Source organism: Amycolatopsis sp. NPDC088138, from assembly GCF_044741685.1.
Lineage (GTDB): Bacteria > Actinomycetota > Actinomycetes > Mycobacteriales > Pseudonocardiaceae > Amycolatopsis.
In genome coordinates this window covers 1,187,215-1,207,991 of record NZ_JBIUTB010000003.1, presented here as the reverse complement: position 1 = coordinate 1,207,991, position 20,777 = coordinate 1,187,215, and the positions used below count along the sequence as shown (strand labels likewise).

Annotated in this window: 19 protein-coding genes and 1 tRNA gene; 13 read left to right on the top strand and 7 right to left on the bottom strand. The window is 70.1% G+C overall.

Annotated elements, in window-relative coordinates:
- Positions 1–59 precede the first annotated feature (59 nt).
- On the bottom strand, positions 60–1,298 hold the full coding sequence (locus tag ACIOD2_RS21010) for an FhaA domain-containing protein (RefSeq protein ID WP_400540236.1): 1,239 nt from the start codon (positions 1,296–1,298) through the stop codon (positions 60–62).
- A gap of 130 nt (positions 1,299–1,428) precedes the next feature.
- On the opposite strand from ACIOD2_RS21010, the gene ACIOD2_RS21005 reads away from it, so the two are divergent.
- Positions 1,429–1,511, top strand: a tRNA-Leu gene (locus ACIOD2_RS21005).
- 187 nt (positions 1,512–1,698) lie between these two features.
- Here the strand turns inward: ACIOD2_RS21005 and ACIOD2_RS21000 are convergent.
- From ACIOD2_RS21000 to ACIOD2_RS20985, 4 genes are all read right to left on the bottom strand, one after another.
- The gene (locus tag ACIOD2_RS21000; RefSeq protein ID WP_400540234.1) at positions 1,699–2,439 is read right to left on the bottom strand and encodes a S1 family peptidase; all 741 of its coding nucleotides are present in this window, start codon (positions 2,437–2,439) and stop codon (positions 1,699–1,701) included.
- Positions 2,440–2,555: 116 nt separating this feature from the next.
- Positions 2,556–3,308 carry a S1 family peptidase gene (locus tag ACIOD2_RS20995; RefSeq protein ID WP_400540232.1) on the bottom strand — a complete coding sequence of 251 codons (753 nt, stop codon included), beginning with the start codon at positions 3,306–3,308 and terminating at the stop codon, positions 2,556–2,558.
- Positions 3,309–3,449: 141 nt separating this feature from the next.
- Positions 3,450–4,205, bottom strand: a complete 756-nt coding sequence (locus ACIOD2_RS20990; RefSeq protein ID WP_400540230.1) for a S1 family peptidase — start codon at positions 4,203–4,205, stop codon at positions 3,450–3,452.
- 100 nt (positions 4,206–4,305) lie between these two features.
- A complete protein-coding gene (locus tag ACIOD2_RS20985) occupies positions 4,306–4,680 on the bottom strand; it encodes an FKBP-type peptidyl-prolyl cis-trans isomerase (RefSeq protein WP_400540228.1) in 375 nt (124 codons plus the stop codon).
- Positions 4,681–4,818: 138 nt separating this feature from the next.
- Between ACIOD2_RS20985 and ACIOD2_RS20980 the strand changes: the two genes are divergently transcribed.
- The 4 genes from ACIOD2_RS20980 to ACIOD2_RS20965 all read left to right on the top strand — a co-directional run bounded on the left by ACIOD2_RS20980 (position 4,819) and on the right by ACIOD2_RS20965 (position 10,581).
- Entirely contained in the window at positions 4,819–8,037 is a 3,219-nt protein-coding gene (locus tag ACIOD2_RS20980) for a penicillin acylase family protein (RefSeq protein ID WP_400540226.1), read from the top strand.
- An 88-nt stretch (positions 8,038–8,125) separates the two neighbouring features.
- Positions 8,126–9,166 (top strand): trans-sulfuration enzyme family protein, encoded by a 1,041-nt coding sequence (locus ACIOD2_RS20975; RefSeq protein WP_400540224.1) that lies wholly within the window; start codon positions 8,126–8,128, stop codon positions 9,164–9,166.
- A gap of 60 nt (positions 9,167–9,226) precedes the next feature.
- Positions 9,227–10,006 carry a hypothetical protein gene (locus ACIOD2_RS20970; RefSeq protein WP_400540222.1) on the top strand — a complete coding sequence of 260 codons (780 nt, stop codon included), beginning with the start codon at positions 9,227–9,229 and terminating at the stop codon, positions 10,004–10,006.
- A complete protein-coding gene (locus ACIOD2_RS20965; RefSeq protein WP_400540220.1) occupies positions 10,003–10,581 on the top strand; it encodes a class F sortase in 579 nt (192 codons plus the stop codon). Before ACIOD2_RS20970 ends, ACIOD2_RS20965 begins: the two co-directional genes overlap by 4 nt.
- Here ACIOD2_RS20965 and ACIOD2_RS20960 read toward each other — a convergent pair.
- Both ACIOD2_RS20960 and ACIOD2_RS20955 read right to left on the bottom strand, forming a co-directional pair.
- Positions 10,578–11,618: a patatin-like phospholipase family protein gene (locus ACIOD2_RS20960; RefSeq protein ID WP_400540218.1), complete on the bottom strand. Its 1,041-nt coding sequence runs from the start codon at positions 11,616–11,618 to the stop codon at positions 10,578–10,580. The two genes, ACIOD2_RS20965 and ACIOD2_RS20960, sit on opposite strands and share 4 nt — an antisense overlap.
- A gap of 19 nt (positions 11,619–11,637) precedes the next feature.
- Positions 11,638–12,381 (bottom strand): FadR/GntR family transcriptional regulator, encoded by a 744-nt coding sequence (locus ACIOD2_RS20955; protein WP_400540216.1) that lies wholly within the window; start codon positions 12,379–12,381, stop codon positions 11,638–11,640.
- A gap of 66 nt (positions 12,382–12,447) precedes the next feature.
- On the opposite strand from ACIOD2_RS20955, the gene ACIOD2_RS20950 reads away from it, so the two are divergent.
- Genes ACIOD2_RS20950 through ACIOD2_RS20915 form a run of 8 tightly spaced genes read left to right on the top strand, consistent with a single transcriptional unit; the run spans position 12,448 to position 20,736 of the window.
- Positions 12,448–13,938: an ABC transporter substrate-binding protein gene (locus ACIOD2_RS20950; RefSeq protein WP_400540214.1), complete on the top strand. Its 1,491-nt coding sequence runs from the start codon at positions 12,448–12,450 to the stop codon at positions 13,936–13,938.
- Positions 13,935–14,879, top strand: a complete 945-nt coding sequence (locus tag ACIOD2_RS20945; RefSeq protein WP_400540212.1) for an ABC transporter permease — start codon at positions 13,935–13,937, stop codon at positions 14,877–14,879. The genes ACIOD2_RS20950 and ACIOD2_RS20945 overlap by 4 nt, the downstream gene beginning before the upstream one ends.
- Positions 14,879–15,685, top strand: a complete 807-nt coding sequence (locus ACIOD2_RS20940) for an ABC transporter permease (RefSeq protein ID WP_323325383.1) — start codon at positions 14,879–14,881, stop codon at positions 15,683–15,685. The genes ACIOD2_RS20945 and ACIOD2_RS20940 overlap by 1 nt, the downstream gene beginning before the upstream one ends.
- On the top strand, positions 15,682–16,413 hold the full coding sequence (locus tag ACIOD2_RS20935; protein WP_400540210.1) for an ATP-binding cassette domain-containing protein: 732 nt from the start codon (positions 15,682–15,684) through the stop codon (positions 16,411–16,413). Before ACIOD2_RS20940 ends, ACIOD2_RS20935 begins: the two co-directional genes overlap by 4 nt.
- Positions 16,410–17,180 carry an ATP-binding cassette domain-containing protein gene (locus ACIOD2_RS20930; protein ID WP_400540208.1) on the top strand — a complete coding sequence of 257 codons (771 nt, stop codon included), beginning with the start codon at positions 16,410–16,412 and terminating at the stop codon, positions 17,178–17,180. The genes ACIOD2_RS20935 and ACIOD2_RS20930 overlap by 4 nt, the downstream gene beginning before the upstream one ends.
- Positions 17,173–18,585 (top strand): aldehyde dehydrogenase family protein, encoded by a 1,413-nt coding sequence (locus ACIOD2_RS20925; RefSeq protein ID WP_400540206.1) that lies wholly within the window; start codon positions 17,173–17,175, stop codon positions 18,583–18,585. The genes ACIOD2_RS20930 and ACIOD2_RS20925 overlap by 8 nt, the downstream gene beginning before the upstream one ends.
- Positions 18,582–19,340 carry an SDR family NAD(P)-dependent oxidoreductase gene (locus tag ACIOD2_RS20920; protein ID WP_400540204.1) on the top strand — a complete coding sequence of 253 codons (759 nt, stop codon included), beginning with the start codon at positions 18,582–18,584 and terminating at the stop codon, positions 19,338–19,340. The genes ACIOD2_RS20925 and ACIOD2_RS20920 overlap by 4 nt, the downstream gene beginning before the upstream one ends.
- A 10-nt stretch (positions 19,341–19,350) precedes the next feature.
- Positions 19,351–20,736, top strand: coding sequence for an amidase (locus ACIOD2_RS20915; protein ID WP_400540202.1), 1,386 nt, complete (start codon positions 19,351–19,353; stop codon positions 20,734–20,736).
- The last annotated feature ends 41 nt before the right edge of the window (positions 20,737–20,777 follow it).

Genomic DNA, 20,777 nt, shown 5'->3' with positions numbered 1-20,777 from the left:
GGGTACGCCGCGGTCCCCCCGCACGTCAATTCTGCGGGAACAGTATTTCGCGCCCGGAGTCAGCCCTGTGTACGGAACACCAGGGACGAATGCCCCACCCGGATGACGTCACCGTCCGCGAGCTGCCAAGTCTGCACCGGAGTGCCGTTCACGGTCGTGCCGTTCGTCGACCCGATGTCGGCGAGCGTCGCGCTCTGCCCGTCCCAGGTGATCTCCAGGTGCCGGCGCGAGACGCCGGTGTCGGGCAGCCGGAAGTCGGCGTCCTGGCCGCGGCCCACGACGTTGCCACCCTGCTTCAGGGAGTACGTCCGGTTCGAGCCGTCGTCCAGCTGCAGGCTCGCGGCGAGCTGACGCCCGGCCGCGGGCTGGCCGTAGCCGCCCTGCTGCTGCGCGTACGGGTCGCCGGCCGGCTGGCCGTACGCCTGCTGCTGGCCGTACTGGTCGTAGCCGCCCTGCTGCTGGCCGCCGTACTGGTCGTACCCGGGCGCCTGCTGCTGGCCGCCGTACTGGTCGTACCCACCCTGCTGGTAGCCGCCCTGCTCGTAGCCACCCTGCTGGGGCTGGGCGTACCCGCCCTGGTCGTAGCCACCCTGCTGGGGCTGGGCGTACCCACCCTGGTCGTAACCACCCTGCTGGGGCTGCTGGGCGTAACCCTGGTCGTAACCGCCCTGCTGCTGGGCGTAACCCTGGTCGTAGGCCCCACCCTGCTGCGGCTGGCCGTACTGGTCGTAGCCGCCCTGCTGCTGGCCATAACCCTGGTCGTACCCGGGCTGCTGGCCACCCTGCTGTCCGTAGCCGTATTGGCCCTGCTGGCCGTACGGGTCACCCTGGTCGTATTGGCCGTAGCCGGGGGGCTGGCTCATTGCTGGGTCTCCTGCGTTGCTGGGTCGTGCCGACCGTGGTGAACCGGCGCCTGCGGGGCGGGCGTCGGGATCGACGGACGAACGGGTCTTGAACTGTCCAGTATGCAGCGCCTCGTTGCGCTCGAGTGATACGACGACGTCACCATAGGTGTCCAGGCCTTCGGCGGCGAGGTGTTCGGCCACCGCCTTCGCCAGCACCTGGGTGACGCGTTGCTCGTCACCGGCCATGCGCTCGTGGTCAGCCGTCCCCAAGGACACGATGTAGTGATTCGGGGCGAGCTGCCGACCGCCTGCCAGCTCACGAACGTTCTCCTCACTCTCCCGCTCGAGCGCGATCGCCACTTCCTGCGTGACGACGTTGCCACCGAACATGCGCGCGAAAGTGTTCCCCACCAGGTTCTCGAGTCGCCTGTCGAATCGCTCAGCGCGGCCCACCGGGGAAAACCTCCTCACACGTGTACTTCCGCACCGATCCTATCCGGGAGAGCGAGCCTCGACACGGCCCCCGGTGAAACCCGTGCGAACGACCTGCTAGTGTTCTCCTCGCTGCCGCAAGGAAGCACTCGGGCGAGTGGCGGAATGGCAGACGCGCACGGTTCAGGTCCGTGTGTCCGAAAGGACGTGAGGGTTCAACTCCCTCCTCGCCCACGCTGTTCAGAGGCCCCGACGCTAGCGCGTCGGGGCCTCTTCCCGTTGTCCCTGTTCCTCCCGGGGGGGCCGAGCCCCCCGGACCCCCCACGGTGCGGTTGGCTCGGCTTCTCGCCGGGTTGGGGGTGGTGAATATCACCCGTTTGGCTCTGCGTGGTGTTCGCTTACGGCTGAGATTCGGGTGTATTTAGGCCGTTGTCTTCTTGATCCAGTCTGCCAGGACGTCTGTCCTTGACGTGGTTTCGATGCCTGCGTGGGGGCAGCCTGGGCCCGTTGCTTCCAGGGCTACCAAGCCCGCTTCTGTGAAGTACGGGGCTCCTGAGTCGTATGTGCAGGCGCTTGTGGTGATTGCTGGGCTTGCGCCGCGGACTCCCAGTGTCGTCGGGGCCACGTTGGCCACCGCCACTGTGCCCTGTTGCATTCGGGTTGCCGGTTTGGGGTTTGTGCTGGTCAGGCTGCCCCAGCCTGCCAGTGTGAGCTGGTCGCCCACCTTGGGGAGCGCTCGGTTCAGCGTCAGGGGCTTGACCGTGCTCACGGGGGTGTCCAGGTGGGCTAGGGCTACGTCGTTCTCTTTTGCCTGGATCACTTCGGTCACCTTGCGGGCTACGCCTGATTCGGTGGCTTCGTCCGTTAGGTCCAGTGTTGCGGTGGTGGGGTAGGGGACCTTGCCTGAGACGCGGTTGCGGTTGGCGTCGTGGAAGCAGTGACCCGTGGTCAAAAGCCAGCCGGGGGCGACCAGCGCGCCCGTGCAGTAGCTGCTGTACGTCGAACCGTCCGGGCGGGGGATCTTCGTCATCGCGAGCTTCGCGACGAACCCGAACTGCCCCTGGGGGACGTCCGTGCCATTGGCGATCCCTGGCGCGGCCAAGGCGGCAGGGGCGGCGGTGGTGGTCAGGACAACAGCGGCTAGCAGGGCGCGCAGGCGCATTCTTCCCCTTCGTCGACTTGATGATCGACGTTCGAGGTTATTGCCGACGCCCCGCTGAGGGGAATTCCCTGGCCGGGCGTCACCCGGTGGACCACCGGGTGACGCCCGGAAGGAGGTCAGCCCGTGTGCGAAGCGATCCAGTCCGCGACGACGTCCGCGCGCGAGGTCGTCTCGAGCTGGTTGTGGGGGCAGTCCGGGCCGGTCGACTCCACCGAGACCAGCTGACCACCGGAGCCGGCCGCCACGAAGTACGGCGCACCCGAGTCGTACACGCAGGCGCTCGTCGTCGACGTCGGCGCGACACCCTGGACACCCAGGTTGGCCGCCGTCACCTGACCGACCTTCACCGTCCCCTGCTGCAGCTTCGTCGACGGCGCCGGGTTGGTGGCGGTGAGGCTGCCCCAGCCGGCGAGCGTCAGCAGCTGGCCGACCGACGGCGTCACCCGGTTGACCGTCAGCGGCGTGATGCCCGTGACGTCGGCGTCGAGCGTGGCGATCGCGATGTCGTTCGCGGCGGCCTGGTAGACGGTCACCACGTTGCGCGTCACGCCCGGCGTGCTCTGGTCGACCGTGCCGAGCAGCACCGACGTCGGGTACGGCACCGGGCCGGAGACGCGGTTGCGGTTGGCGTCGTGGAAGCAGTGCCCGGCGGTGATGATCCAGGTGGACGCGATCAACGCGCCGGAGCAGGCGCTGTTGTACCTGGTGCCGTCGGGCTTCGGGATGTTCGTCATCGTGAGCTTCGCGGCGAACTGGAACTGGCCGGCCGGGACGTCGGAACCGTTGGCCACGGCCGAGGCCGGTCCCGCGGTGGCGAGGCCGGCGGCGAGGGTCAGAAGGGCAGCGGAAAGCACAGCGCGAACGCGCATCGGTGGATCCCCCTTGTCACGCACCGGCGGCTCGCGCCGGTGATCACCTTCGAGCGTAGCGACGGCTCAGGGGCCGGAAATGCGCTGCTTGGAGTAACAAAACGGCCCCCGGCGCGGTGCCGGGGGCCGTTTTGCCGGGAATCAGCCGATGTGCGAAGCGATCCAGTCCGCGACGACGTCGACACGCGCCGTCGTCTCGGCCTGGTCGTGGGGGCAGTCCGGGCCGTCGCTCTCGATGGAGACCAGGCGGCCGCCGCTCTTGCCCGTCGGCACGAAGTACGGGGCGCCCGAGTCGTAGGTGCACGCGCTCGTCGTCGACGTCGGGGCGAAGCCCGTCACGCCGGTGTACAGCGGGTCGACCGTCGCGACCTTCATCAGGCCCTGCTGCAGCTTCGTGCCCGGCGTCGGGTCGACCGACGTCAGGCTGCCCCAGCCGGCGAGCACGACCTTCTGGCCCACGACGGGCGCCTTGCGGCCGACCGACAGCGGCTCGATGCCGAAGACCGGCTTGTCGAGCTCGGCGATCGCGATGTCGTTGCTCGGTGACTGGTACACCGTGACGACGTTGCGGGTGACCCCCGGCTTGTCCACGGTGGTGGTGCCCAGCAGCACGGACGTCGGGTAGGGCACCGGGCCGGAGACCGGGTTGCGGGCCGCGTCGTGGAAGCAGTGCCCGGCGGTGATGATCCACTTCTTGGCGATCAGCGAACCCGAGCACGCGCTGTTGTACTTCGTGCCGTCGGTCCGCGGGATGTCCGTCATGGTCAGCTTCGCGGCGAACTTGAACGTCCCCTGCGGGACGTCGGCGCCGTTGGCCACGGCCGAGGCCGGCGCGGCGGTGACGACCGCCGCGGCGAGCGCGAAGAGACTTGCGGAAAGCAGAGCGCGAATGCGCATTCTCAACCCCCTGGTTGGGCCGGCGTCCGGCCGGCGATGGGGGCGAGGGTAGCGAAACCCGGTGCGGCGGTGGCGGGATCCCCGCCACCGCCGGGGGAAGTCAGTTCACGCCGACCAGGTCGACGACGAAGACGAGGGTCTCGCCGGGCTTGATGACGCCGCCCGCGCCGCGGTCGCCGTAGCCCAGGTGCGGCGGGATGACGAGCTTGCGCCGTCCGCCGATCTTCATCCCGGCGACACCCTGGTCCCAGCCGGAGATGACCTGGCCGGCGCCGAGGCCGAAGCGCAGCGGCTCGCCGCGGTTCCAGGAGGCGTCGAACTCTTCGCCGGTCGAGTGCGAGACACCGACGTAGTGCACGGTGACGGACTTGCCGGGCGTGGCCTCCGCACCGTCACCGACCGTGATGTCGGTGATCTCGAGGTCGGCCGGCGGGGTGCCGTCCGGGCGGTCGATTTGGGGCTTTTCCAAGGTCATGGCAGCCACCGTACCCACGCGCGCGAGGCTGCGCCGTTCGGACTACGCCCAAGGACTGAAAAACGCGAAAAGTCTTCACACTTGTCCTACCGGTGGGTAGCGTGCGCTTCGTCACTCTCCTGGAACGAGGGAGCCTTGATGCGACGTGGCATCCGCACCTTGACCTTGACGGCACTGGCAGGCCTGGTCGCCGGGCTCACTCAGGTCGCTGTCACCGCTCCGGCCGCCGAGGCGGCCGCGGCGCCCAACGACTACTGCGGCGGGCAGTGCAGCGACATCCTGCCGCCCGGCGAAAACGGCAGCGCCACCCTCGCGGACATCCTGGCGCACAAGGTGCTCGGCACCCGCCCGGCGCACGCGGCCGACCAGCTCGGCAAGTACTCCTCGCTGGCCGGCGGCTACCAGACGCTGACCACCGGGGCGATCAACCAGTACTTCAACGACTCGTCGTTCGGCGTCGCCGCCGACCAGGTCGCCAGCACGATCCAGCCGCGTTCCGACGTGACGATCGTGCGTGACAAGTCCCTCGGCGTCCCGCACATCACCGGCACCACCCGCTCCGGCACCGAGTTCGGCGCCGGGTACGCGGCCGGGCAGGACCGGCTGTGGCTGATGGACGTCCTGCGCCACGCCGCCCGCGGCCAGGTGACGTCGTTCGCCGGCGGCGCCCAGGCCAACCGCGAGCTGGAGCAGAGCTTCTTCGCCAACGCGCCGTACACCGAAGCCGAGCTGCAGCAGCAGATCGACCACGTCGCCGCGAGCGGCCCGCGCGGCGCGCAGGGCCTCGCGGACGCGCAGGCGTACGTCGACGGCATCAACAAGTACATCACCGACTCCCACAGCGGCCGCTACTTCCCGGGCGAGTACGTGCTGACCGGGCACGTCGACGCGATCACCAACGCCGGCACCATCGACCCGTTCAAGCTGACCGACCTGGTCGCGCTCGCGTCGCTGGTCGGCGCCGAGTTCGGCGCCGGTGGCGGCGGCGAGGTGCAGAACGCGGTCGCGAAGCTGGCGCTGCAGGAGCAGTACGGCGCCGTGCAGGGTGAGAAGGTCTGGCAGAGCCTGCGGTCCGAGGACGACCCCGAGGCCGTCAAGACGCTGCACGACGGGCAGACGTTCCCGTACGGCAAGACCCCGGCCAACCCGGTCGGGCAGGCCCCGCCGGACAAGGGTTCGGTGACCCCGCAGCAGCTGGTGTTCGACCAGACCGGCTCGGCGTCGACCGCGACTCCGTCCACTGTGGACGTCCCGGCCCCGGCCGCGCAGGAGCCCGCCCGCGGGATGTTCGACAACGGCGTGCTGCCCGGCGACATGCTGACCGACAAGCACGGCATGTCGAACGCGCTGGTCGTGTCCGGCTCGAAGACCGCCAGCGGCCACCCGGTCGCCGTCTTCGGCCCGCAGACCGGGTACTTCGCGCCGCAGCTGCTCCTGCTGCAGGAACTGCAGGGCCCGGGCATCAGCGCCCGCGGCGCCGCCTTCGCCGGGCTGAGCATGTACGTGCTGCTGGGCCGCGGCCAGGACTACTCGTGGAGCGCGACGACGTCGGCGCAGGACATCATCGACACCTACGCGCTGAACCTGTGCGACCCGAGCGGCAAGGCGCCGACGAAGGACTCGAACTACTACACCTACCAGGGCCAGTGCCTGCCGATGGACACCGTGGAGGTCAAGGACTCCTGGAGCCCGACGGTGGCCGACGGCACCGCGGCCGGCTCGTACACCCTGCGTGCCTACCGCACGAAGTACGGCCCGGTCACCAGCCGGGCGACGGTCGGCGGCAAACCCGTGGCGTACGCGCAGCTGCGGTCCTCGCTCTTCCACGAGGCCGACTCGCTGATCGGCTTCCAGGAGCTGAACGACCCGGGTTACGTCAAGTCCGCGGCGGACTTCCAGAAGGCCGCGGCCGACATCAACTTCACGTTCAACTGGTTCTACGCCGACTCGAAGGACATCGCGTACTTCAACTCCGGCGCCAACCCGGCTCGTCAGTCCAATGTGGACCCGAACATGCCGGTGTGGGGTGACCAGGGGCACGACTGGATCGGCTGGTACCCGGCCGGCAACGTCGCGACCTACACCCCGGCGTCGCAGCACCCGCAGTCGGTCAACCAGGACTACTACGTCAGCTGGAACAACGCGCAGGCCAACGGTTACGCGGCGGCGGGCGCCGACAAGTCGGCCGTGCACCGTGTCGACCTGCTCGACACGCGCGTCAAGACGATGATCCTCACCGGCACCAAGGTCACCCGGGTCAACCTGACCCAGGCGATGGAGGACGCCGCGCTGGCCGACCTGCGTGCCGAGCGCGTCCTGCCGCTGCTGCTGCAGGTGCTCGACAAGACGCCGACCACCGGTGCGGCCGCCGACGCCGAGGCGAAGCTGAAGGCGTGGATGGCCAACGGCCACCAGCGGACGGAAACCACGCCCGGCAGCAAGGCCTACGCCGACGCCGACGCGATCCGGATCTTCGACGCGTGGTGGCCGCTGCTGGTCCAGGCGGAGTTCAAGCCGGGCATGGGCGACAACGCCTACAACGCGATGACGGGCGTGCTGGGCATCAACGAAAGCCCGTCCGGCTTCCAGAACGGCAACGGCCAGCACACCGGCCAGCCGCACAAGGGCTCGTCGTTCCAGTTCGGCTGGTGGGGTTACGTCAGCAAGGACATCCGGCAGGTGCTCGGCCAGCCGGTGGCCGGCCCGCTCGGCAGCACGTTCTGCGGCGGCGGCAACGTCACCACGTGCCGCCAGGCGCTCGTCGACTCGCTGACCACCGCCGCGGGCCAGGCCGCGAACACCGTCTACCCCGGTGACGCGAACTGCTCCGCGGGCGACCAGTGGTGTGCCGACACGATCGTGCACAACCCGCTGGGCGGCATCACGCAGGACAAGATCACCTGGCAGAACCGCCCGACGTTCCAGCAGGTCGTCGAGTACACCGCGCACCGCGGTGACAACATCGCCAACCTCGCGCCGGGGAAGACGGTCAGCGCCACCAGCGCCGAAACCGGCTTCTACCCGTCCCCGGCGTCGAACGCGATCGACGGCAACGCCTCGACCCGCTGGGCCAGCGACTGGAGCGACGACCAGGCGATCACCGTCGACCTCGGCTCGGTGCAGCCGGTTTCGCGGGTGGCACTCAGCTGGGAATCGGCGTACGGCAAGGGCTACAAGATCCAGACCTCGCCGGACGCCGTGCACTGGACGGACGCGGCGGTCGTCACCAACGGGGACGGCGGCCAGGACAACCTGTCCTTCACGCCGACGCAGGCCCGGTTCGTGAAGCTGCAGGGCGTCCAGCGCGGCACCAAGTACGGCTACTCGCTGTACGAGTTCGAGGTGTACGCGCACTGAAGCCAGGTCGGCCCGCCCGCGGACGCGCGGGCGGGCCGGCCGTCTTCGTCACAGTGACCGGGGGATGACCTGCGGTTACGGTGATCGCATGGACGACTGGACGCCCCGCACCAAGGCCATCGCCGCCGGCCGGCCGCACGGTCCCGGTGAGCCGCTGAACACCCCGCTCGTCGCCACCAGCACGTACCAGGCCGGTGGCGACTTCGTGTACGCGCGCAGCGACGGCACCCCGACCTGGCACGCGCTCGAGGAGACCATCGGGGCGCTCGAAGGCGGCCACGCGACGGCGTTCGCGTCCGGTGTCGCCACCCTGTCCGCGGTGCTGGACCTGCTGCCGGTCGGTTCGCGGGTGGTCGTCCCGACGTTCAGCTACGCCGTGACCCGCGGGGTGCTCACCCACGCGCAGAAGCTCGGCAAGCTCGCCGTCACCGAGCTCGAGCCGACCGACACCGCGGCCTGGGTCGCCGAGGCCGCGACGTCCGATCTGGTCTGGCTGGAGTCGCCGACCAACCCGACGCTCGACGTCATGGAGATCGAGACCATCGCCGCCGCCGCGCGAGGCCGGGTCGTCGTCGACAACACCTTCGCGACGCCGTTGCAGCAGCGGCCGCTGGAGCTGGGCGCGGACGTCGTCGTGCACAGCGCGACCAAGCTGATCGGCGGGCACAGCGACCTGCTGCTCGGCATCACCGTGGCCAAGGACCCGGCCGTCGCCGACGAGCTGCGCGGCGCGCGGACCCGCGTCGGATCGACGCCCGGCGCGCTGGAGGCGTGGCTCGCGCTGCGGGGCCTGCGGACGATGCCGGTGCGCTTGGCCGAGCAGTCCCGCACGGCCGCGCTGCTGGCCGGGCGCCTCGACGGGCACCCGTCGGTGACGCGGGTGCGCTACCCGGGTTTCGGGATGATGGTCGCGTTCGAACTGGCCGACGCCGAAGCCGCCGACAAGCTCTGCGCGGCGGTCCGGCTGATCCGCCCCGCGACGAGCCTCGGTGGCGTGGAAAGCCTGGTCGAGCGGCGGGCGTGGCTGCCGGGTGAGGAGCGCGTGCCGCCGGGGTTGGTGCGGTTCAGCGTCGGCCTCGAAGATCCGGAGGACCTCTGGCGCGATTTGTCCATCGCCCTCACGGAGTAACACGGACGGCGGAATCCTCGATAGTCGCGGCATTGCAGGTCCATGTCGTTGGGAGCCATCGTGGGTAGAACGCTGAACCGAGTCGCGGGGATCGTTTCCGCGGGTGCGCTGATCACTTTCGCCGCCGCGCCGGCCGCACTGGCCCAGGAGACGGACACCACCACGCCGTCGACCACGGAGACGACGGTCGAGACCACGACGGAGACGACCACCGTGCCGTCGACGACCGGGACGACGGCCCCGCCCACGTCGGAAACCACGACCGGGACCACCACGGCGCCGGGCACCACCGACGTCACGACGACCACGAAGCCGGAGACCACGACCACGACGTCGGACGGGTCCGAGCCGCCGGCCGACGACTACCAGGACAACACCGGCCACGGCGTCGTCGGCGTCAGTGGTGAAGGCAGCCTGACCATCAACTGCGCGGCCGGCGCGCCCGGGGACGTGGCGACCCAGTACCTGGAGATCACCGGCGGCCCGGACCAGGACGGGGCCGACGGCCGGATCTGGCACTACTCCGTGCGCGTCACGACGCTGCCGCCGGGCACGACCACCGGCAAGTTCAGCTGGACCTGCGGCGGTGTCGACGGTGAGGGCACCGTCGACTTCGAGCAGGCGCCGCCGCCGGAGACCAGCACCACGACCCCGCCGACCAGCACCAGCGCGCCGACCACGACCAGCTCGCCGTCGAGCACCGCGCCGATCACGACGTCGAACGTGCCGAGCACGTCGACCACCACCGGCACCACCCCCGGCAACGCCGCACCGAAGGCCCAGGTCAAGGTCGCGCCCCAGGGCGGGATCGAGACGGGCTTCGGCGGCATGGCCCGGTGACCGTCCGCCGGGCGGCCGTCGCGGTCGCTCTCGCGCTGGCGCTGGCCGGGTGCAGCTCCGCGACGGAACCACCCAGGGCGGCCGCGCCGGTTCCGTCGTCGGTGCCGGTGACCGCGCCGTTCAAGGGCCTGCGCCCGACGTCGGTGAAGATCCCGAAGATCGGGGCCGACTCCAGCCTGATCTCCGTCGGCCTCAAGACGGACGGCTCGATTTCCGTGCCGTCGGTGCACAAGCCGATGCAGGCCGCCTGGTACCAGCTCTCGCCGGTGCCCGGCGACATCGGCCCGGCGGTCGTGCTCGGGCACGTCGACGGCGACAAGCAGCCCGGCATCTTCTACAAGCTCAAGGACCTCGTGCCCGGTGACGAGGTGGACGTCGATCGCAGCGACGGCAAGAAGCTGAAGTTCGTCGTGGACCACGTCACGCAGGTGCCGAAGGAGACGTTCCCGCGGGACGCGGTGTACGGCAACAGCGACAAGCCGGAACTGCGGCTGATCACGTGCGGCGGGGTGTTCGACCACGCCGCGCACAGTTACAAGGACAACGTCATCGTCTACGCGAACCTCGCGGCCTAACCGACGCCGGATCCCGCGTAGGGGAACGACTTCGGCGCGACCGCCGACGGGTCGACCCACTTCCGCATGCCGGCGTCGCAGGCCGCGTAGCCCCAGTTGATCAGCTGGTCCTGCAGCCGTTCCGGCGTCCGCGTCAGGCGGGTGCTCGTCTCGGCCAGCGCCCGGGTCTGCGCGACCGGCGCGGTCAGCGCGTCCGGCAGCTCGAAGTGCTCGATGTCGCTGTAGGTCGCCCAGTACGTCCCGGCGTACGTCTTGTCCTCGTAGGACTTCAGCAGCGTGCCGGTGCGCAGCTCGCGGACCTGGTTGTCCATCACGGTCAGCACGCGCAGCAGCTGCATCGGCCAGTTGCGCTTCGGGTTGTCCTCGTGCTTCATCTTCTTGCCGGCGTCGCTGACCAGCACGACCGCCCGCTGGTTCTCGATCGGGTCCAGGCCGAGGTTGTCGTACACCCCGGCGTCGCTCAGCACGATCTTGCGGTCCGGCTGGTGCGGGTCGGGGAGCACGACCGGCGAGAGCAGCGGCGGGAACGCCGACGACGCGGCGACGGCGGTGGCCAGCGGGATCTGCCCGTGCGGGCCGCCCTGGCGGAAGAACCACCACAGCGAGCCGTCCTGCAGGCTGGTCGCGGTGAACACGAAGTGCGGGCCGGCCGCGGCGAGCTGGTCGAGCCGGCAGTCGCCGAAGAGGTGCTTCGCGTAGACGCGCGCGAGTTCCTCACCCGCGCTGCGCCACGGGATGAACATCGCCTTGAGCGTCACCGGGATGTCGAGGTTGGTCCGGGCCAGCTTCCGGATCGGCTCCACGACGAACTTGCCGAAGTTGTCGGCGATGCCGTCGTCCCCGAACGAAAGCTTGTGCCACGAGTGGGCCAGGACGCCGGCCGCGATCGACCCACCGGACACGCTGGAGACGGTGGTCAGCTTCGGCAGCCAGCCGAGTTCGTTGAGCCGCCAGAGCGCGCCGGTGTGGAAGAGCATCGCGCGGTAGCCGCCGCCGGACAGAGCCAGGCCGACACCTTCGCGTTCCGTCGATTCCACCTGGACGAGTGTAGGGGCCTCACCGCAACAACGGCGTGAGCAACGGCCGTTGCTCGGACGGGACGTACTCGGCGTAGTTGTCGTACAACGCTTGTTTGGCCAGGTGAGCCGCTCCGGCGCCGTCGGACGCGCGGACCGCGTCGAGCACTTCGGCGTGGTGCGCCAACCAGGTGCGCATCAGCGACGTCCGGTTGCTGGCGTGCTCCAGCTTGTCTTCGATGAGTTCGAGCACGACCCCGCGGACGACCTCTTCGCTGACCACCAGCAACGGGTTCCGCGAGATCCGCGCGATGACCTCGTGGAATCCGACGTCCGCGCGGCTGAACTCGGCGTACCCGCGCGAAACGCCTTCGCGCATCGCCTCGAGGGCTTCGGCCAGGCCGGTCAGGTCGTCGTCGGTGCGCAGCTCCGCGGCCAGCAGGTGAGCCGAGCCGTCGAGGATCATCCGGAACTGCAGCAACTCCGCGAGCCCGACGTGGTCGGCGCGCGCGAGCCGGTGCATCGAGCGGTGCAACGCCACCGGTGACGCCGCCAGCACCTCCGGTCCGCGCGGATCGCCGGGCCGCGACCGGATCATTTCGGCGGCCTGCAGCACACGCAGGGCTTCGCGGATCGTCGAGCGGCCGACGCCGAACTGGATCATCAGCTCACGCTCGCTGGGCAGGCGTTCCCCCGGCTTGAGCGCACCGCTGACCACGGCCTGCTCGATCTGCTCGACGACCCGCTCGTACGCGCGGACCGGAGCCACCGGTTCGAACCGCATCCCTTGACCTCGACGTCCGTCGCGTGCAGGCTACTGGTCAGACCAGTGTACCTACCTGGAGGCCAGATGAAAGCCCGGCTTCACGTGCTGGCGGCGGCGCTGCTGCTCGTGGTGTCCGGCTGCTCGGCCGGCTCGTCGGCGAGCGTTTCCGCTGGTCCGGACACGCTTTCCGTCGGGTTCACGGCGGAGCCGGCGAACTTCGACTTCACCAAGACCGACGGTGCCGCGATCCCGCAGGCGTTGCTCTACAACGTCTACGAAGGCCTGGTGAAGCTCGATCCGCAGGGAAAGGTCGTGCCGCTGCTCGCGAAGTCCTGGACGATCAGCCCGGACCGGAAGACCTACGACTTCCAGCTGCAGCCGGGCGTCACGTTCAGCAACGGCGCACCCTTCACCGCCGAGGACGTCAAGTTCTCGCTGCTGCGCGTGAAGACCGACTGGACGATCTCGATCAAGTCCACAATGGACGTCGTCGACCACGTGGACGTCGTGGCGCCGGACCACGCGCGGGTGGTGCTGTCGAAGCCGTCGAACGGCTGGCTGTTCAGCCTGACCAGCCGGCTCGGCGCGATGTTCAGCCCCACCGGCGTCGCCGACCTGGCGAACAAGCCGATCGGCACCGGGCCGTACGTCGTGGCCGCCCGCAAGCGCGGCGACTCGGTCGTGCTCAAGGCGAATCCCGCGTACTGGGGCCGGAAACCGGCGTACACCACGGTGGTCCTCAAGTACATCAAGGACCCGACCGCGCTGAACAACGCCCTCTACAGCAACGGCATCGACGTCATCTCCGCGATCACCGCGCCCGACTCGATCCCGCAGTTCCAGGCCGACAACCGGTTCCAGGTCGTCCAGGGCACGTCGAACAGCGAGGTCACGCTGGCGTTCAACAACAAACGCGCGCCGCTGACCGACACGCGGGTGCGCCAGGCGCTGACGTACGCGATCGACCGGAAGGCGCTGCTCGACACGGCGTGGGCCGGGCGCGGCACGCTGATCGGCAGCATGGTCCCGCCGACCGACCCCTGGTACGAGGACCTGGCCAACGTCTACCCGTTCGATCCGGCGAAGGCGAAGGCGCTGCTGAGCGAGGCCGGCGCGACGAACCTCAACCTGCGGATGCGGATCCCGAACCTGCCCTACGCCGTCTCGGCCGCGCAGGTCGTTCAGTCGCAATTGGCCGACATCGGTGTCCGGACGACGATCGAGCCGCTCGACTTCCCGGCCGTCTGGCTGAAGCAGGTCTTCACCGACCACGACTACGACCTGTCGATCATCCAGCACGTCGAGGCCCGTGACATCACGACGTTCGGCAAGCCGACGTATTACTGGGGCTACGACAACAAGCGCGTCCAGCAGCTGCTCGCCGAGGCCGACAGCGGGACGCCCGAGCAGCAGGTCGCCGACATGAAGCAGGTGGCCAAGCAGCTGAACACCGATGCCGCCGCGGACTGGCTCTTCCTGTTCCCCAACGTGATCGTGGCGAAGGCCAAGGTCGGCGGGTTCGCGGCCAACCAGGTCAGCGAGTCGTTCGACCTCACCGGATTGGCGCCGCGATGACCGCCAAGGTGCTGCGCCGGGTGGCGATCTTCGTGGTCAGCGTGCTGGTCGCGTCGATCGTGGTGTTCCTCTTCATGGCCGTGCTGCCGGGTGATCCGGCGCAGGTCGCGCTCGGCGTCAACGCGACGCCGGAGCTGCTCGCCAAGACCCGCGCCGAGTTCGGCATCGACCGGCCGCTGGTCACGCAGTACTTCGACTGGATCGGCGGGGTGCTGCACGGCGACTTCGGCCGCTCGTACGTCACGCGCGACACCATCGGCCCGCAGCTGCTCGACCGTCTCGGCGTCACGCTCTGGCTGGTCGGCGCCGCGATGCTGGTGGCGCTGGTGATCGCCATCCCCGCCGGGACGTTCGCCGCGGTCAAGCACCGGAAGGCGTCCGGTGCGGGCGTTTCCGGGCTGTCGCAGATCGGCGTCGCGATCCCCGCGTTCCTCGCCGGGATCATCCTGGTGCAGATCTTCGCGGTGCAGCTGCGCTGGCTGCCGTCGGGCGGCTGGACCCCGCCGGACCAGGACTTCGGTGAGTTCTTCCGCGGGCTCGTGTTGCCTGCCTTGTCTCTGGGCTTGGTGCAGGGCGCGGTGCTCACGCGTTACGTCCGCTCGGCCGTGCTGGACACGCTCGGCCAGGACTACCTGCGCACCGCGCGTTCGAAGGGTCTTCGTCCTGGCCAGGCGTTGGTCCGGCACGGCCTGCGCAACGCGTCCGTCCCGGTCGTCACCGTGCTCGGGCTGCAGCTCGCGACGCTGCTGATCGGCGCGGTGGTCGTCGAGCGTGTGTTCGTGCTGCCGGGGCTCGGCTCGATGCTGCTGGACGCGGTCGCGTCGCGCGATCTGCTGACCGTGCAGGGAATCGTGCTCGTCCTGGTGGTCGGCGTGCTGCTGGTCAACTTCGTCGTCGACGTCCTCTACACCGTGCTCGACCCGCGATTGCGAGGTTCGTGATGCGCAATCTCGTGATCGGCGGGGTGCTCGTCGGCCTGGTCGTACTGGCCGCGGTGCTGTCGTTCTTCTGGACGCCGTTCGACCCGGTGAAGGTCGACGCGGCCCACCGGCTGCTCGGCTCCGGAGGCGCTCACTGGTTCGGTACCGACAAGTTCGGGCGTGACCTGCTGAGCCAGATCATGGTCGGCGCGCGGACCACGCTGTACGTCGGCGTGGTCGCGGTCGGCATCGCCGCGGTGATCGGCACGCCACTCGGGATCCTCGCCGGGATGTCACCGCGGTGGCTCGGCGAGTTCGTCATGCGCGTCAACGACCTGGTGCTCGCGTTTCCCGCGCTGCTGCTGGCGATCATGTTCGGCGCGGTGTTCGGGGCGGACACGCTGACCGCGATGGTCGCGATCGGCATCGCGACGATCCCGTCGTTCGCGCGGATCGCCCGGTCCGGGACGCTGCAGGTGATGAGCACCGAGTTCGTGCTCGCCGCGCGCGCCGGCGGCCGGTCGCGGCTGACCATCGCCGTGCGGCACGTGCTGCCGAACATCTCCGGGCTGCTGATCGTCCAGGCGTCGGTGTCGTTCGCGATCGCCGTGCTGGCCGAGGCGGCCCTGTCGTTCCTCGGCTTCGGCACCCGGCCGCCGACCCCGTCGTGGGGCCGGATGCTGCAGGAGTCCCAAGAATTACTGACGGTCCAGCCGCGGCTGGCGCTGGTGCCGGGCATCGCGATCGCCGTCGCTGTCCTCGGGTTCAACCTCCTCGGTGACGGCCTGCGCGACCGCCTCGACCCCCGATTGGCGGCCCGCGTATGACGCTCTCGGTTACCGGGCTGTCGGTGTCGTCGCTGGTCCGGGACGTCTCCTTCGAGATCGGCGCGGGTGAGCGTGTCGGCCTGATCGGCGAGTCCGGCTCGGGAAAGTCGTTGACGGCGCTGGCGATCATGGGCCTGCTGCCCGACGAACTGCACGCGTCCGGCTCGGTGCGTCTCGGTGACCGGGAGCTGCTGGGAATGTCCGAAAAGGACCTTTCCCGGCTGCGCGGTGACGAGCTGGCGATGGTGTTCCAGGAGCCGATGACGGCGTTGAACCCGGCCATGCGGGTGGGCCGTCAGGTCACCGAGCCGGGCCGGATCCACGGCCGTCGCCGGTCCGCCGAAGAGCTGCTTTCCTCGGTGGGGTTGCCCGACACGGCCCGCGCTTACCCGCACCAGCTGTCCGGCGGCCAGCGGCAACGGGTCGTCCTCGCGATGGCGCTGGCCAACGAGCCGTCGCTGCTGATCTGCGACGAGCCGACGACCGCCCTCGACGTCACCGTGCAGGCCCAGATCCTCGCGCTCATCAAGACGTCACTTTCCCGTGAAAGTGCCCTCCTGTTCATCACGCACGACCTCGCGGTGGTGGCGTCGGTGTGCGAGCGCGTGCTGGTGATGCTCGACGGCGAGATCGTCGAAGCGGGCTCGACGCGCGAAGTGCTGACGTCGCCGAAGCACGAGTACACGCGCAAGCTGCTGGACGCGTCGGACCTGGAGGCGCGCCGATGATCATCGAAGTCCGCGACCTGGAACGCCGGTACGCCCGCCGGGACGTCCACGCGCTGTGCGGCGTCAGCTTCGACGTCGAGGCCGGCCAGCGGTTCGGCATCGTCGGCGAGTCCGGTTCGGGGAAGTCCACACTGGTCCGGTTGCTGGCCGCTCTCGACAAGCCGACCGCCGGCACGGTGTCGTTCCAAGGTCGGCGTATCGACAACCTGCCGGAGCGGAAACTCGGCTTCCTGCGGTCCGAACTGCAGATCGTCTTCCAGGACCCGATGGGCTCGCTCGACCCGCGGATGCGTGTGCAGGACATCGTTTCCGAGCCGCTCGGCCATCGCGATCCGGACCGGGTCGCGGAGTTGCTCACCGCCGTCGGCCTGTCCTCGGACGCGGCGGGGCGGTACCCGCACCAGTTCTCCGGCGGCCAACGACAACGCATCTCCATCGCGCGTGCGCTGGCGCCGAACCCTCGTGTGCTCATCGCCGACGAGCCCGTCAGCGCCCTCGACGTCTCGGTCCGCGGTCAGATCCTGGACCTGCTCGCTTCGCTCGTCGAGCAGTTCTCCCTGACGCTGATCTTCGTGTCGCACGACCTCGGTGTGGTCCGGCACGTCTGCGACCGCGTCGCGGTGATGCGCCGCGGTGAGATCGTCGAACTCGGTGACGTCGAGCAGGTCTACGACGCACCGCAGCACGAGTACACCCGGGAACTCCTGGCCGCCGCGCCGAACCTGCGCGCGGAGCTGGCCCGGCTGAGCGGAGGTGACGATGCCTGACTACCCGGACGGCCTGCCGATCGGTGCGGGCTGGACGTCCACTGTGGACACAGGGGAAATCGTATTCCCCTACGACGGCAGCGTGGTCGGCACCGCGCCCGTCGGGACGCCCGAGCTGGCGCTTCGGGCTGTCGACGAGGCTGTCGCCGTCGTGCGCGAAGTGGCTTCGCTGCCTTCGCGTACTCGCCGCACCTTGCTGAACGACGTCGCTTCCGCGTTGCGGGAACGCCGCGAGGAGTTCGAGAACCTGCTCGTGCTCGAGACGGGCAAGCCGCTGGTCGACTGCCGCGTCGAGGTCGCGCGCACGATCGTCACCTGGGAAGCCGCCGCCGAAGAAGTGTCACGGCTGCACGGCGAGACCGTCCCGCTGGACCTGCTGCCCTCGGGTGACGGGCTGGTCGGCTTCTGGAAACGCAAGCCGATCGGCGTGGTCGTCGGCATCGCGGGCTTCAACTACCCGCTTTTGCTGGCGTCGCACAAGATCGCCCCCGCGATCGCCGCGGGCTGCCCGGTGATCGTCAAACCCGCGCCGCAAACACCCCTGGCCACCCTGTGGCTCGTGCACCTGATCAGGGAGATCGCGCCGGTTCCGGCGATGGTCCAGCTGGTCACCGGCGACGCTTCCGTCGGCGCGGCGCTGACGACCGACCGCCGGATCGGTGCGGTCTCGTTCACCGGCTCGGCCGCGGTCGGCCACCGCATCGCCCGTGACGCGGCCCCGACGAAGACGCTGCTGGAGCTGGGTTCGAACGCGGCTCTCGTCGTTGCGGAAGACGCAGACCTGGACGCGGCCGCGGACGCCGTGCTGCGCGGCGGGTTCTACGCGTCCGGCCAGGCGTGCATCTCGGTGCAGCGGGTGCTGGTCGTCGCGTCGGTGGCCGAGGACTTCACCGAGCGGGTGCTGGCCCGGCTCGACGAGGTCGTCATCGGCGATCCCCGCGACGAGAAGACGCGCGTCTCCGCGCTGATCGACCCCGCTTCCACCGACCGCGTCACCGCGTGGATCGAGAAGTCCGGCGCTCGCCGGGTCGGCGGCGGGGTCGAGGGCACCGTGCTGCGCCCGACCGTCCTGCTCGACGTCCCGGACGGCGTCGAAGCCTGGGACGAGGAGATCTTCGGCCCGGTCGTCTGCTTCCGCACGGTGTCCGATGTGGACGAAGCCTTCGCCGCGGTGAACGCCTCCCGCTACGGCCTCCACGCCAGCGTCTACAGCCGGTCGCTACGCACTGCGTTCCGCGCGCTCGACGAGCTGGACGTCGGTGGCGTGGTCGTCAACGAGGTGCCCGGGTTCCGCTCGGACACCATGCCGTACGGCGGGGTGAAGGACTCCGGCATCGGCCGCGAGGGCCCGCGCTTCGCCGTCGAAGAGCTGACCGTGACGAGGATGGCGGTGCTGCGACCGTGAACTACGAGAACCTGTTCCGCTTGGACGGACGTCGTGCCGTCGTGCTCGGCGGCGGCAGCGGGATCGGCCGCGAGGCCGCGCGAGCCCTGTCCGCGCACGGCGCCTCAGTGGTGGTCGCGGACCGAAACATCGAAGCGGCGCGCGAGACCGGCGCCGGCGAGGCGTACGAGATCGACCTCCTCGAACCCGGCGCCGTCGACCGCGCGGCGAGTGACCTCGGCCCGCTGGACGTCGTGGTCCTGACCGCCGCGACGAACGTCCGCAAACGCTTGCTCGACTACACCCGCGACGAGTTCGACCGGGTCATCGCGCTCAACCTCGGCGTGACGTTCGAGGTCGTCCGCGCGTTCGGCGCCGACATGGTCGCGCGCGGGCGGGGGAGCATCATCGGCTTCTCGTCGATCCGCGGCACGACCGTCGAGCCTGGTCAGGGCCCTTACGCGGCCACCAAAGCCGGGCTCGTCCAGCTGTTCCGGACGGCCGCCGCGGAGTTCGGCCCGGCCGGCGTCCGGGTCAACGCGATCGCCCCCGGCGTCGTCGAGACCCCGCTGACCGCGCAGATCAAGGCGAACCCGGAGTGGTACGACGCGTACGCGCAGAAGGGCGCGCTGGGTCGCTGGGCGCGTCCCGACGAGCTCGCCGGCGCCGTCGTCTACCTCGCTTCGGACGCCTCGACGTTCGTCACCGGCTCCGTGCTGGCCGTGGACGGTGGCTGGACCGCCGTCGACGGCCGCTTCGAACCGCCCGCTTCGTGAAGGAGGGCTCATGACCGAGCTGCCCGACCTGACCGCCGTCGAACTCGTCGCGCAGTACCGCGCGAAGACGCTCTCGCCGGTCGAGGTGACCGAAGCCGTCCTGGCGCGCATCGAGGCGCGGGAACCCGAGCTCCACGCGTTGTACGCGTACGACCCGTCGGCCGCGCGTGACGACGCGAAGGGCGCCGAAGCGCGTTGGCACGCGGGCGAACCGCTGGGCCCGATCGACGGCGTCCCGCTGACGCTCAAGGAGAACATCGCGACCCGCGGCACCCCGGTCCCGCTGGGCACGGCGGCGACCGCCCTGGTCCCGGCGGCCGAAGACGCCCCGGCGGCCGCGCGGATCCGCGAGTCCGGCGGTGTCCTGCTGGCCAAAACGACCATGCCGGACTACGGGATGCTGACGTCCGGCCTCTCGAGCTTCCACACGACGGCCCGGAACCCGTGGCAGCCGTCCGCTTCTCCCGGCGGATCGAGTGCGGGCGCCGGTGCGGCGGGCGCCGCGGGGTACGGCCCGCTGCACGTCGGCACCGACATCGGCGGCTCGATCCGGTTGCCCGCGGGCTGGTGCGGGCTGGTCGGGCTGAAGCCGAGCTTCGGCCGGGTGCCGGTCGACCCGCCGTTCCTCGGCCGCGTCGCCGGGCCGATGACCCGAACGGTCGCCGACACGGCGTTGCTGATGAGCGTCCTGTCCGCGCCCGATCCGCGTGACCACCTGAGCCTGCCTCCCGCCGACCTGCCGTGGTCTTCGCTGGAGGGTTCGCTCGAAGGCCTGCGTGTCGGCCTGCAGCTCGACTCCGGCCCCGGTCTCCCGGTCGACCCGGCCACCCGGGACGCCGTCACCGCCGCGGCCCGCGCGTTCGAGGCCGCGGGCGCGGTCGTCGAGCCCGTCGGGCCGTTCCTCACCCGCGAGATGCTCAGCGGCCTGGACACGTTCTGGCGCACCCGCGCCTGGGCGGACATGACATCGTTGCCGCTCGACCGGCGCGCGAAGGTGCTGCCCTACATCGCGGAGTGGGCGGCGGGCGGCGCGAACCTGTCCGGGGTGGAGGTCTACCGCGGCTTCGCGCAGATCGACACGATCAGCGTCGCGACCCTGCGCGCGACCTCGTCGTTCGACGTGGTGCTCTCGCCGACCTGCCCGGTCGCGGCGCCGCCCGCGGAGTGGGCGTCCCCGACGAACGACCCGGCCCGGCCGTTCGAGCACATCGGGTTCACCGTGCCCTACAACATGTCCGGCCAGCCCGCGGTGTCCGTGAACTGCGGTTACACCGACGACGGCCGCCCGATCGGCCTCCAGATCAGCGGCCGCCGGTTCGACGACGTCGGCGTCCTGCGCGCCGCCGCGGCGTACGAGAGCCTCCGCCCGCCGCAGCGTCCGTGGCCGGTCGGATAAAAGAGGGAAGAAGATGCGGGCCCGCGGCGAAGTGGTGGTGA

What these genes read in the sequence shown, in the direction of transcription:
- ACIOD2_RS21000 (WP_400540234.1), bottom strand. Translation starts at nt 2,439, where the DNA reads ATGCGCCTGCGCGCCCTGCTAGCCGCTGTTGTCCTGACCACCACCGCC.
- ACIOD2_RS20995 (WP_400540232.1), bottom strand. Translation starts at nt 3,308, where the DNA reads ATGCGCGTTCGCGCTGTGCTTTCCGCTGCCCTTCTGACCCTCGCCGCC.
- ACIOD2_RS20990 (WP_400540230.1), bottom strand. Translation starts at nt 4,205, where the DNA reads ATGCGCATTCGCGCTCTGCTTTCCGCAAGTCTCTTCGCGCTCGCCGCG.
- ACIOD2_RS20985 (WP_400540228.1), bottom strand. Translation starts at nt 4,680, where the DNA reads ATGACCTTGGAAAAGCCCCAAATCGACCGCCCGGACGGCACCCCGCCG.
- ACIOD2_RS20980 (WP_400540226.1), top strand. Translation starts at nt 4,819, where the DNA reads ATGCGACGTGGCATCCGCACCTTGACCTTGACGGCACTGGCAGGCCTG.
- ACIOD2_RS20975 (WP_400540224.1), top strand. Translation starts at nt 8,126, where the DNA reads ATGGACGACTGGACGCCCCGCACCAAGGCCATCGCCGCCGGCCGGCCG.
- ACIOD2_RS20955 (WP_400540216.1), bottom strand. Translation starts at nt 12,381, where the DNA reads ATGCGGTTCGAACCGGTGGCTCCGGTCCGCGCGTACGAGCGGGTCGTC.
- ACIOD2_RS20950 (WP_400540214.1), top strand. Translation starts at nt 12,448, where the DNA reads ATGAAAGCCCGGCTTCACGTGCTGGCGGCGGCGCTGCTGCTCGTGGTG.
- ACIOD2_RS20945 (WP_400540212.1), top strand. Translation starts at nt 13,935, where the DNA reads ATGACCGCCAAGGTGCTGCGCCGGGTGGCGATCTTCGTGGTCAGCGTG.
- ACIOD2_RS20940 (WP_323325383.1), top strand. Translation starts at nt 14,879, where the DNA reads ATGCGCAATCTCGTGATCGGCGGGGTGCTCGTCGGCCTGGTCGTACTG.
- ACIOD2_RS20935 (WP_400540210.1), top strand. Translation starts at nt 15,682, where the DNA reads ATGACGCTCTCGGTTACCGGGCTGTCGGTGTCGTCGCTGGTCCGGGAC.
- ACIOD2_RS20930 (WP_400540208.1), top strand. Translation starts at nt 16,410, where the DNA reads ATGATCATCGAAGTCCGCGACCTGGAACGCCGGTACGCCCGCCGGGAC.
- ACIOD2_RS20925 (WP_400540206.1), top strand. Translation starts at nt 17,173, where the DNA reads ATGCCTGACTACCCGGACGGCCTGCCGATCGGTGCGGGCTGGACGTCC.
- ACIOD2_RS20915 (WP_400540202.1), top strand. Translation starts at nt 19,351, where the DNA reads ATGACCGAGCTGCCCGACCTGACCGCCGTCGAACTCGTCGCGCAGTAC.